13 protein-coding genes and 1 pseudogene are annotated in these 10525 nt (G+C 68.1%); 5 read left to right on the top strand and 9 right to left on the bottom strand.

Translation table 11 applies throughout. From position 1 onward, the window contains the following. Positions 1-11: 11 nt before the first annotated feature. Positions 12-800: an enoyl-CoA hydratase gene (locus tag M4D77_RS22220; protein ID WP_165629790.1), complete on the bottom strand. Its 789-nt coding sequence runs from the start codon at positions 798-800 to the stop codon at positions 12-14. Between the two features lie 59 nt (positions 801-859). Between M4D77_RS22220 and M4D77_RS22215 the strand changes: the two genes are divergently transcribed. After that, complete coding sequence (locus tag M4D77_RS22215) at positions 860-1945, top strand: NADH:flavin oxidoreductase/NADH oxidase (RefSeq protein ID WP_259937426.1); 1086 nt, start codon at positions 860-862, stop codon at positions 1943-1945. A 62-nt stretch (positions 1946-2007) separates the two neighbouring features. Here the strand turns inward: M4D77_RS22215 and M4D77_RS22210 are convergent, their stop codons facing one another. Beyond that, positions 2008-2547 (bottom strand): TetR/AcrR family transcriptional regulator, encoded by a 540-nt coding sequence (locus tag M4D77_RS22210; protein ID WP_065631083.1) that lies wholly within the window; start codon positions 2545-2547, stop codon positions 2008-2010. Between the two features lie 223 nt (positions 2548-2770). Here M4D77_RS22210 and M4D77_RS22205 point away from each other — a divergent pair, with 223 nt between their 5' ends. Both M4D77_RS22205 and M4D77_RS22200 read left to right on the top strand, forming a co-directional pair. Next, positions 2771-4078, top strand: a complete 1308-nt coding sequence (locus tag M4D77_RS22205) for a cytochrome P450 (RefSeq protein WP_068970920.1) — start codon at positions 2771-2773, stop codon at positions 4076-4078. 276 nt (positions 4079-4354) lie between these two features. Continuing rightward, positions 4355-4690: a transglycosylase family protein gene (locus tag M4D77_RS22200; RefSeq protein ID WP_058252500.1), complete on the top strand. Its 336-nt coding sequence runs from the start codon at positions 4355-4357 to the stop codon at positions 4688-4690. Between the two features lie 105 nt (positions 4691-4795). On the opposite strand, the gene M4D77_RS22195 is transcribed toward M4D77_RS22200, so the two are convergent. Next, the gene (locus tag M4D77_RS22195) at positions 4796-5215 is read right to left on the bottom strand and encodes a hypothetical protein (RefSeq protein WP_259937425.1); all 420 of its coding nucleotides are present in this window, start codon (positions 5213-5215) and stop codon (positions 4796-4798) included. A gap of 105 nt (positions 5216-5320) precedes the next feature. After that, positions 5321-5500, bottom strand: coding sequence for a hypothetical protein (locus M4D77_RS22190; protein WP_058252498.1), 180 nt, complete (start codon positions 5498-5500; stop codon positions 5321-5323). 58 nt (positions 5501-5558) lie between these two features. Between M4D77_RS22190 and M4D77_RS22185 the strand changes: the two genes are divergently transcribed. After that, entirely contained in the window at positions 5559-6299 is a 741-nt protein-coding gene (locus M4D77_RS22185) for a hypothetical protein (RefSeq protein ID WP_058252497.1), read from the top strand. Between the two features lie 24 nt (positions 6300-6323). Here M4D77_RS22185 and M4D77_RS22180 read toward each other — a convergent pair whose 3' ends face one another. Then, complete coding sequence (locus M4D77_RS22180; RefSeq protein ID WP_078113670.1) at positions 6324-6779, bottom strand: TetR-like C-terminal domain-containing protein; 456 nt, start codon at positions 6777-6779, stop codon at positions 6324-6326. 45 nt (positions 6780-6824) lie between these two features. On the opposite strand from M4D77_RS22180, the gene M4D77_RS22175 reads away from it, so the two are divergent. After that, a complete protein-coding gene (locus tag M4D77_RS22175; protein ID WP_165629787.1) occupies positions 6825-7442 on the top strand; it encodes an SDR family NAD(P)-dependent oxidoreductase in 618 nt (205 codons plus the stop codon). 18 nt (positions 7443-7460) lie between these two features. On the opposite strand, the gene urtE is transcribed toward M4D77_RS22175, so the two are convergent. The 4 genes and pseudogenes from urtE to M4D77_RS22155 form a co-directional block, all read right to left on the bottom strand. After that, entirely contained in the window at positions 7461-8153 is a 693-nt protein-coding gene (urtE, locus tag M4D77_RS22170; protein WP_068970915.1) for an urea ABC transporter ATP-binding subunit UrtE, read from the bottom strand. Between the two features lie 3 nt (positions 8154-8156). Further along, a complete protein-coding gene (gene urtD, locus M4D77_RS22165; protein WP_058252493.1) occupies positions 8157-9053 on the bottom strand; it encodes an urea ABC transporter ATP-binding protein UrtD in 897 nt (298 codons plus the stop codon). Then, positions 9050-10162 (bottom strand): urea ABC transporter permease subunit UrtC, encoded by a 1113-nt coding sequence (gene urtC, locus M4D77_RS22160; protein WP_259937422.1) that lies wholly within the window; start codon positions 10160-10162, stop codon positions 9050-9052. The genes urtD and urtC overlap by 4 nt, the downstream gene beginning before the upstream one ends. Continuing rightward, positions 10159-10525 (bottom strand): annotated as a pseudogene (locus tag M4D77_RS22155) (branched-chain amino acid ABC transporter permease); the annotation flags it as partial. The pseudogene M4D77_RS22155 and the gene urtC, both read right to left, overlap by 4 nt.

Raw genomic sequence — 10525 nt, 5'->3', positions numbered from 1 at the left:
TCGGGCCTGACTCAGCTGTCGGTCCAGACCGGCTTCCGCTTCTGCAGGAACGCCGACATACCCTCCTGCGCATCGCAGGTCATCGCATTGGTCGCCATCGTCTCACCCATCTCGTCATACGCCGCCGACTCGTCGAGCTCGACCTGCCGGTAGAACGCCTGCTTGCCGATCGAGACGGTCCGCGCGCTCGACCCGGCGATGTGCAGAGCCAGCTCCCGCACCGAGTTCGCGAGCTCGTCGTCGTCGACGACACCGCTGAGCAGCCCCCAGTCCGCGGCGGTCTCGGCGCCGATGGGTTCGCCGGTGAGCAGCATGTGCATGGCGCGTTTGCGTCCGATCGCGCGGGACAGCGCGACCATCGGAGTCGAGCAGAACAGCCCGATCCGCACACCCGGCGTGCTGAACCGCGCGCTGCGTCCCGCGACCGCCAAGTCGCACGTCGCGACCAGTTGACACCCCGCCGCGAAGGCCATGCCGGCGACTTCGGCGATGACGGGCTGTCGCACCTCGTGGACCGTCCGCATCAGTTCCGTGCACGTCGCGAAGACGGCCCGCTCGTCGTCGAGGGTCCGGTCGACGAGTTCACCGAGGTCGTGCCCGGCGGAGAACGCGGGTCCGAGCGCCCGGATCACGATGACCCGCACGCGCGGATCGTCGTCGAAGTCCCGAAGCGCGGCGGTGATGGCGCGCATCGTGCTCGTGGACAACGGGTTACGACGCCGCGCGTCCCCCAGTGTGATCACCCCGAGTGGTTCGGCGATCTCCGTCGACACCGCCTCGTGCAGGATTTGTTCGGTCATGCCCCGACACTATGCAGTGCCGCGGGAATACGACGTCGGATCGATCGTTGTGTCTCGTCGTGACCAGTACCGAGCTCTTCGAACCGATCACCCTCCGCGATGTCGCGATCCCCAACCGGATCTGGCTCGCCCCGATGTGCCAGTACAGCTGCTTCGCCGGCGACGGGGTGCCCACCGACTGGCACCTGACGCATCTCGGTTCCCGAGCTGCCGGCGGCTTCGGACTGATCCTCACCGAGGCGGCGGCCGTGGTGCCCGAAGGCCGGATCAGCGCACACGACGCCGGTCTGTGGAACGACTACCAGGCCGCGGCCTGGGGACGCATCGTCGACTTCGTCCACTCGCAGGGCTCGGTCATCGGCACCCAGCTCGCCCACGCCGGCCGCAAGGCCTCCACCTACGCACCGTTCGACGACCGCTCCGGCGCCATTCCGCTCGACGACGGCGGCTGGACGACATTCGGCCCGTCCGACGTCGCCTTCGAGGGACTGCCCGCCCCCACCGCCATGACGACCGAGCAGATCGCCGAGGTCGTGGACGCGTTCGCACAGGCCGCCCGTCGCGCCGACGACGCCGGGTTCGACGTCGTCGAGATCCACGCGGCGCACGGCTACCTGCTGCATCAGTTCCTCTCCCCGTTCTCGAACCGGCGCACCGACGCCTACGGTGGCGACTTCGAGGGACGTACGAGGCTGACCCTCGAGGTCGTGGACGCGGTCCGCGCGGTGTGGCCGTCGTCGAAGCCGCTGTTCGTCCGGGTGTCCGGCACCGAATGGACCGAGGGTGGGTGGGACGTGGACAACTCCGCCCGTCTCGCCGCCCTCCTCGCCGGCCGCGGTGTCGACCTCGTGGACGTCTCCTCGGGTGGCAACGTCCTCGCCGACATCCCCGTCGGACCCGGCTACCAGGTCGACCTCGCCCGGTCGATCCACCGCCAGTCGGGTGTGCCCACCGCCGCCGTCGGCCTCATCACCGAACCCGATCAGGCCGAGAAGGTCGCCGGCGACGACGACATCACCGCCGTCTTCTTCGGACGCGTCGCGCTGCGGGAGCCGTCGTGGCCGCTGCGCGCCGCACACGAGCTGGGCATCGACAAGCGCGAGGCGCCGTATCCGCCGCAGTACCAACGCGGTTCGTGGCACTGAGCCCGGTCCCCGCTCCCTGAGGAGGCCCGGAGCTTGCGGAGGGCCGTCACGAAGGGTCTGCCTCACACCGGCCGCGGCGTCACCAGCGCGAGGGACGCCGCGGTCGCCGGCTCGATGATCGATGCGAGCGGGGCGCCGGATTCGACGGCACCGGCGGTCAGCTCCCGGAAGCCACCCCACAGGAAGATCGCGCGCTGACGGTCCATCGGCACCACCCCCGCCGCGGCCATCGTCGGGGTCGAGGTGAGGCCGACGAAGAGTTCGATCCACGCTTCCAGGGCCTCGTCCTTGACCGCCTGGGCGGCGCTGCCGAGCGCGGGCAACTCGCGGATCCAGCTCAGCGTGAGACCCGGATACCGCTCACTCGCTGCAACATATGACGACACCGCTTGTCGCACCTGCTCTTCGATGGAGGCTTCCGCATCCACGCGCCGCGCGATCTCGGCGATCATGAACTCGTTGGTCACCGTCAGCAGCGCGAAAAAGCATGACTGCTTGTCGGCGAACTCTTGGTAGAACGACCGCCTCGAGGTCCGCGCGACCCGCACGATGTCGGCGACCGTGGTGTCGCGGTAACCCGCCTCGACGATGCACTCGAGCATCGCCGCGAGCAGCCGGTCCCGGCTCGATGCGCCCGCCGGCGAGGTCAACCAGGGCGCCGGGAGCGAAGCGCGCGGGCCCGATCCAGCAGGCGCCGGGAGCGAAGCAAGCGGGCCCGATCCAGTCACGCCTTCGAGCATAGGCCCTTGTCTCGACCGGTACGTGAGCGTACCGTCGGGTGGTACGTAGACGTACCACCCGCTGCGGCGAGAGGACCCCACACCCGTGAACACTCCGACCCTGAGCGGTGAGGCGGTGCTGCCGCCCACCACGTCGATCCCGTCCACCATCCAGGGGCTCGGCGCGGTCGTGTCGCGGCGACACTTCTTTCGATATCTCCACGACCGGCACGGCTCGGCCTTCACCGTGAACCTGCCCGTCTTCGGCCCTTCCGTCGTCATCTCCGATGCCGCGATGGCGCGCGAGCTGTTCACCGCCGGCGACCAGGTCGAGAACGTCCAGCCCAACCTCGGCCGCATACTCGGCACCGGATCGATGTTCGCGCTGGAGGGCGCCCGACACCGCGCCCGGCGCAAACTGCTCACCCCGCCGTTGCACGGCAAGCCGATTCGGTCGTACGAACAGATGGTGGTCGACGAGGTTCGCGCCGAATCAGCGTCCTGGCCCACCGGGATCGAATTCGCCTCCATCGAACCGATGATGCGCATCACCCTGAACGTCATCCTCCGCGCGGTTTTCGGCGCCGAGGGCAGCGAGCTGGACCGACTCCGCGACATGATCCCACCGATGGTGACCGTCGGTTCGCGCGCCGCGACGGTACCGCCACTCCCACGCCTCCTCCGCCCGATCGACCCCAATCACCGGTACGCGCGACGCAATGCCGAATACCGAGCTTATGTCGGCGGGCTGATCACCAAGGCGCGCAACGACTCTCACCTGGATGAGCGCACCGACATCCTTGCCATCATGCTGCGCAGCACCTACGACGACGGCAGTCCGATGACCGACGACGAGATCGCCGAGGAACTGGCCACGATGCTCGCCGCCGGACACGAGACCACGGCGACGACCCTCGCGTGGGCGCTCGAGCGCTTGCGCCGGCACCCCGAGGTGGTGCGCGAACTGGTGGCCGAGGTGGACGCCGGCGGCTCCGACTACCGCCACGCCACCATCCTGGAGGTCCAGCGCAGCCGACCCGTCATCGACTTCGCCGGCCGGCACGTCGTCGCCGACCATCTCGACCTCGGCGAGTGGCGGATCCCGAAGGGATACAACGTCCTCGTGTCGATCGCCCTGCTCCACGACGACAGCAGCGAATTCGCCCGGCCCGAGGTCTTCGACCCGACCCGTTTCCTGGGCACCAAGCCTCCGTCGGCCTGGCTGCCGTTCGGCGGCGGCACAAGGCGGTGCATCGGGGCGGCATTCGCGACCATGGAGATGGACGTGACCCTGCGGACACTGCTGGCGGACTTCGAACTGATGCCGACCAGCGCCAGGTCCGAACGCTGGTTCTCGCGCGGGGTGGCGTATGCCCCGTCCCGCGGTGGTCGTATCGCTGTCGTTCCGCGCTGACCCCAGCTCGACGCCCGGGGCCGACGTGACGGGCCACACATTCACGCTGTGACCTTCGTCATCGAACGCGGCCGAACATCGGCGACGGCGAGCCCCCGCCGAATTGCGGTATGCGCTGCGAATTCGCCGTAAAGCTAACAGCGTTATCCCGGCGTTATTCGAATCGCCCAGGTCACGGGCTTGACGTGACCAAGCCGTTACCCAACCCGTATGGTCGCCCACGGTCCGAGATCAACCGCCCTGCCAACCCCGGGGTGGTGAGGAGGAACGAAGACCATGCGAATGACCAAGACCCACATGACCAAGCTCGTCGCCCGCGCCGCCATCGTCGGCGCACTGACTGCCGCCCCCTTCGGGATGCTGGCGTCCACCGCGCACGCAGCAGGCGGCAACTGGGACGCGGTCGCTCAATGCGAGAGCGGCGGCAACTGGGCCATCAACACCGGCAACGGCTACTACGGTGGCCTCCAGTTCTCGATGAGCACCTGGCAGGCCAACGGCGGAACCGGTAACCCGGCCGACGCCTCCCGCGAGGAGCAGATCCGCGTCGCGGAGAACGTGCTCGCCACCCAGGGCCCCGGCGCCTGGCCGGTGTGCGGCGCCAACCTCTGACGCAGGCACCGGCGCAGCACGTGCCGTGAGGCCGTGCAGTCATTGACACGACGAGGCCGGCGGGTCCTTTCCAGGACTCGCCGGCCTTGTTGCCTCTGCCGCTGTCTACGGCGCGGGCGCGGCGTCGTCGCCGCTGTCCCCGATCGTCGTGTCCAACGCACTCACCGCGATGCCGTACGGCAGGAACCGCACGTTGCGTCGCGGATCGGTGTTGGTCTTGTTGGCGCGCAGGGCCTCGAGTTCGGTCGCGTAGACCTGCTCGACGCGGGCACCGCCGTCGTCGTCGACGACGAACACCGCCCAGACACCCGAGCCGGCCTCACCGGTGGTCTCCTCACGGGGCTTGGTGCGAGTGCGGCCGCGGGCGGCCTCGTCGAAGAACATCGAGAAGGCTGCCGGTCCGGTCTGCCCCTCGAAGAGCTTGCCGAACACGTCGCGCAGTCCGTCACCGGCCTCGCGCGCAAATCGGTCGAAGTCCTCGGGGCCGAAATTGAACGGTCCACCGGAGCCGCTGTTGTCGGTCATGATGTTCCTTCCTCCGGCCACCCTGACGAGCCGCCGGTCAACGCTGTCCAGTGTCCTCAGGAATCAGTGGCTCCGCCACTCCGATCCTCACCGCCACTTCGGCCCTCAGGAATCAGCGGTATCGCCACCCGCATTCTCCGTCTCGTCGAGCCGCTGGTGCAGGCGTGCCCGGACATCGTCGGCCGAATAGGACTTCCGCTGCCGCTGGTCACGCGCGACCATCACCCCGCCGGTGGCCACCCCGACCGCGCCCGCCAATCCCAGCCATTTCCACAGGTTCCTCATGCGGGCAGGATAGGTCGCGCAGGCGTCGTGCGTGCTCCGGACGCATTAGCCTGCTCTCGTGCCCACCAGCAGAATTCTCCTCGGCCGAGACCGCGCCGACGCCGGTATCTCGTTGACCGACGCACTCGACGCCACCCGCACCGGCGACATCTGGCTCTTCCGCGGCCATTCCGGACCGGACCGGGCCATCCGCACCTTGACCAACGCGCCCGTGAACCATGTCGCGATGGCGGTCTGCATCGACGATCTGCCACCGCTGCTGTGGCACGCAGAGCTCGGCGATCGGCTGACCGACGTGTGGACCGGATCGAATCATCGCGGCGTGCAGCTACACGACGCGCGAGAAGCCGTCGAGCAGTGGATGATCCGCTACAAGCAGGCGTGCTGGTTCCGTCAGCTCACCCCGGACGTGACCGCTGATCAGGAGAACGCTCTCCTCAAGGTGATCGCCGAACTCGACGGGACGCCGTTCCCGACCACCGCGCGCCTGGCCGGCCGGTGGTTTCGCGGCCGGGTGCCCAACTCGACCGACCTCGTCCGGGGCATCCCCTACCTCGACCGCAAGGTCCGTCAACGACGCGACGAACGGCAGCAGCGGAAAAATCAGAACACCGAGGGCGTCGGACTCGAAGCCGCCTACTGCGCCGAGGTGGTGGCCATCACCTATCGGGAGATGGGCATCCTCGACGCGTCCAAGGACTCCAACTGGTTCGACCCCGGGCGATTCTGGAGCGGCGACGATCTCCCCCTCCACGCGCCGCACGAACTCACCCCCGAGATCGGGGTCCGGCTGGACTGACGCCGGCGCGGACCGGGCCGACCGTCACCTCCCCCCGAACGCCCGGAGCGTCGCCTCGACGAGTGCGTCGGCGTAGGTCTCGGTCAGCGGGCCGCTGCGGTGCAACCACCGCTGGAACAACGGGGCGTAGAGCATCTCCAGAAACAGGTCGAGGTCCGTGTCGGGGGGCAGTTGGCCCGCCCGCTCGGCCATGCGAAGCCGAGCCTTCTTGGCGTCGTCCAACGGTCGCGACAGCTTCTCCCGGTACTCCGCCGCGAGGTCGGCGTCATTCGCGATCTCCGTGTTCACCGCGCGGATCAGGCGATCGAAGGACGGATCGGCGAACTCTGCCACCGTCTCCCGCATGACCTGTTTCAGGTCCGCCTCGAGATCCCCGGTGTCCGGCAACTCGACCGACTGCCCGTCGGCCCCCTCGCTCAGCGCGAGCACCGCTGCGAAGACGACCGCGCTCTTCGACGGCCACCGAGCGAGCTCGGCCATAGTTGTTCCGAGACGGATCGTTCCGTTTACTTAGGAGGAAATTCGATGATCACCTCACGGGTCTGGTTCATCACCGGCGCATCCCGCGGACTCGGACGCGCGTTCACCGAAGCGGCACTTGCCGCCGGCGACGAGGTCGTGGCCGTCGCCCGCAACATCGAACCGCTGGCGTCGCTGGCCACGCGACATCCCGATCAACTCCATCCCCTATCGCTCGACGTCACAGACCGGCAGGCCGTGTTCGACGGCGTCGATGCAGCGGTCACCGCGTTCGGCCGACCGGACATCGTCGTCAACAACGCCGGCGGAATGCTCTACGGAATGGTCGAGGAGGCCACCGAGGCCCAGATCAGGGCGCACCTCGACCTGAATTTCTTCGGTGCCGTCTGGGTCGCGCAAGCCGTCCTGCCCCACCTGCGCGCCGGCGGCGGCGGTCGCCTGCTGCAGGTGACGTCGATGGGCAGCGGCGGAGGAATGGCCACCGTCGGTTTCTACGGAGCAGGCAAGGCCGCGCCGGTCATCCTGGAACTCGTGGCGCTCCCCGACCCGCCTCGGCGCCTGATCGTCGGCAGCCAGTCGTTCGACCACGTGCTCGAGATGGACCGCGCACGTGACCGGGGCTATCACGAGTGGGAGCACCTCAGCCGGCAAGCGCCCGGCTGAGGTGACCCGCGCGTCGTGCTAGATCGTCATCGCCTCGCGCACCGCACTTTCGGCGGCCGTACCGCCCTCACCCGACGACGTCACGCGGCCGCTCTCCAGCACGTAGTACCGCTGCGCCGCCTCGAGGGCGAACCCGATGTGCTGTTCGACGAGGAGCACGCCCAGCCCACCGCGCTGGGTGAGCGTGGTGATGGTCTGCTCGATCTCGGCGACGACCGACGGCTGGATGCCCTCGGTCGGCTCGTCGAGGATGAGCATCCGCGGCTCGGTGATGAGCGCGCGCGCGATCGCCAGCTGCTGACGCTGGCCGCCGGACAACAGGCCGGCGCGTCGTCCCAGCAATTCCTTGAGTGCCGGGAACATGTCCAGCATCTCGGCGACCAGCTCCTTGCCGCGTTTGCGGCCGTCGGCCACCACCTGCAGGTTCTCGGCGGTGGTGAGATGGCCGAAACTCTGCTGCCCCTGGGGCACATAGGCGATGCCGTGCCCGACCCGTACGCTCGGACGCGCCCGGGTGATGTCGACGCCGTCGAACGTGATGGTGCCCTTGGTGGTCTTCACCAACCCGACGGCCGCGCGGAGCAGGGTCGTCTTCCCGGCCCCGTTGTGTCCCATCACCGCGACGACGCCGTCGGTCGGTACCTCGATGTCGACCCCGTGGATCACCTCGGTCCGACCGTAGCCCGCATGGACTCCGGAGATCTTCAGCATGGTTCAGCCCTTCTCCGTGATCGGTTGCGTTGCAGCCGCGCTCGCCGAAGTCGCAGTCGTGTCGGAGTCGACCTCGGCGGCGATCTCCTCGAGTTCTTCACCGCCGGCCGCGGTCCCGAGGTACACCTCCTGGACCTTCGGGTTCGCCTGGACCTCGGCGACCGTGCCCTCGGCGAGCACCCGACCCCGCGCGAGCACGGTGACCGATGTCGCGAAGGACCTCATGAAGTCCATGTCGTGCTCGACGACCACGACGGTGCGCTCACCGCCGATGCGGCGCAACAGGTTCCCGGTCTCCTCACGCTCTTCGTGGCTCATCCCGGCGACCGGCTCGTCCAGCAGCAGCACCGAGGCGTTCTGCACCAGCAGCATCCCGATCTCGAGCCATTGCTTCTGACCATGGGCCAGTACGCCCGCGGGTGTGTCGGCCAGGTCCTGCAGGCCGATGGTTTCGAGCGCCTCGGCGATCGAGTCGGGGATCTGCGTCGGTCGACGCCGCAGCATCGTCCACACCGAACGCCCGGCGCCCGCGGCGATGTCGAGGTTCTGCAGCACACTCAGTTCCTCGAAGACGCTCGCGGTCTGGAAGGTCCGGCCCACCCCGAGCCGCGCGATCTGGTGCACCTTCTTGCCGACCAGTTCGACACCGGACTTCTGGATCGAACCGGTGGACTTCACCAGGCCGGTGATGGCGTCGATGATGGTGGTCTTGCCGGCACCGTTCGGACCGATCAGGAACCGCAGATCACCCTGCAGCAGTGTGAGATCCACGTCGGAGACGGCCTTGAAACCGTCGAACTCCACGCTGAGACCGCGCACCTGGAGGTAGTCGCTGTCCATCCCGGCGTTGCCGCCGGCGACCGGCGGGTGCCCGACGACCGTCGATTCTGCTTCGGTCATGACGACGCTCCTACCTTGCTGCTGGTGTGTTCGTCGATGTCGCCGGTCGGGGACGAATCCGGCGCTCTCTTCCGGCGCCACTTGACCAGTGCTCCCAGGCCGGCCAGCCCGGCCGGGAAGAACCCGACGACCACGATGAACAGGATTCCCTGCGCATAAGTCCAGCCGGACGGGAAGCTCTCCGACAGACTGGTCTGCGCCCAGGCCACCGCGATGGCGCCGAGGACCGGGCCGAGAAGCGTTGTGCGCCCGCCGATGGCGACGCCGATCAGGAGGGCGATCGACGGCACGATCCCGACGTCGGCGGGCGAGATGATGCCGACGATGGGAACGAACATGGCCCCCGCGATGCTCGCGAACAACGCCGCGATGGCGTAGGCGACGACCTTGGTGTTGGCCGGGTCGTAGCCGAGGAACCGGACCCGCTCCTCCTGGTCGCGGACGGCGACCAGCAGTTCGCCGTACCGGCTGTACATCAGCTGACGGGTGATCGCCACGACGGCGAGCAGGATGGCCGCGGTGATGAAGAACAGCAGCTGCCGGTTCACCGGGTCGTTCAGGGCGAGCCCGAAGAAGCTGCGAAAACGGTTGAGGCCGTTGCTGCCACCGGTGGTCTGCTGACCGATGAGCAGGATCGCGAAGGCGGCGGCCAGCGCCTGGGACAGGATGGCGAAGTAGGCACCCTTGACGCGCCGTTTGAACACGCCGAGACCCAGCAGGATCGCCAGCAACGTCGGTACCAGCAGGATGCCCAGGATCGTCACCACCGGTGAGGCGAAGGGCTTCCAGTACCCCGGCAGTTCGCTGATCCCGGCGATCTGCATGAAGTCGGGCACGTCGTCGCCGCGCAGTTCCGCGTCGGAGATCTTGAGGTGCATGGCCATGATGTACGCACCCAGCCCGAAGTACACACCCTGGCCGAGGGTGAGCATGCCACCACGACCCCAGGCCAGGCCGATGCCCACCGCGACGATGCCGAAGCAGAGGAACTTGCCGAGCAGGTTGAGACGGAAGTCCGAGAGGACGGCGGGCGCGACCGCGAACAACAGGATGGCGGCGACGCCGAAGCCCGCCCAGACCTTCCAGGAACTGCTGAAATAGTCCTTCACACAAGACTCCTCGACTGGACCGTGAACAGCCCCTGCGGCCGGATCTGCAGGAAGATCACGATGATGACGAACACGGCGACCTTCGCCACCGACGCCGTCGTGTTGTATTCGATGAACGAGTTCAGGACGCCGAGCGCGATGGCCGCGATGACCGCGCCCTTGATCTGGCCCAGCCCGCCGATCACGACGACCAGGAATGCGTCGATCAGATAGGTCATCCCGGTGTTCGAGCTGGTGGATCCGATCAACGTCAGTGCGACCCCGGCGATGCCGGCGAGTCCCGAACCGATGAAGAACGTCGTGATGTCGGTTCGGCGGCTGGAGATCCCGCTCGTCTCGGCGAGATCCCGGTGCTGGACGACG

Source organism: Gordonia sp. p3-SID1431, assembly GCF_025143765.1.
In the GTDB taxonomy this organism is placed as follows: Bacteria; Actinomycetota; Actinomycetes; order Mycobacteriales; family Mycobacteriaceae; genus Gordonia; species Gordonia hongkongensis.
This window is presented reverse-complemented; position numbering and strand designations above follow the sequence as displayed.

Bases quoted from the DNA above. Each gene is read 5' to 3' on its own strand.
- M4D77_RS22210 (WP_065631083.1), bottom strand. From the start codon at position 2,547: ATGCTCGAGTGCATCGTCGAGGCGGGTTACCGCGACACCACGGTCGCC.
- urtE (WP_068970915.1), bottom strand. From the start codon at position 8,153: ATGCTGAAGATCTCCGGAGTCCATGCGGGCTACGGTCGGACCGAGGTG.
- urtD (WP_058252493.1), bottom strand. From the start codon at position 9,053: ATGACCGAAGCAGAATCGACGGTCGTCGGGCACCCGCCGGTCGCCGGC.
- M4D77_RS22200 (WP_058252500.1), top strand. From the start codon at position 4,355: ATGCGAATGACCAAGACCCACATGACCAAGCTCGTCGCCCGCGCCGCC.
- M4D77_RS22175 (WP_165629787.1), top strand. From the start codon at position 6,825: ATGATCACCTCACGGGTCTGGTTCATCACCGGCGCATCCCGCGGACTC.
- M4D77_RS22190 (WP_058252498.1), bottom strand. From the start codon at position 5,500: ATGAGGAACCTGTGGAAATGGCTGGGATTGGCGGGCGCGGTCGGGGTG.
- M4D77_RS22195 (WP_259937425.1), bottom strand. From the start codon at position 5,215: ATGACCGACAACAGCGGCTCCGGTGGACCGTTCAATTTCGGCCCCGAG.
- M4D77_RS22220 (WP_165629790.1), bottom strand. From the start codon at position 800: ATGACCGAACAAATCCTGCACGAGGCGGTGTCGACGGAGATCGCCGAA.
- M4D77_RS22180 (WP_078113670.1), bottom strand. From the start codon at position 6,779: ATGGCCGAGCTCGCTCGGTGGCCGTCGAAGAGCGCGGTCGTCTTCGCA.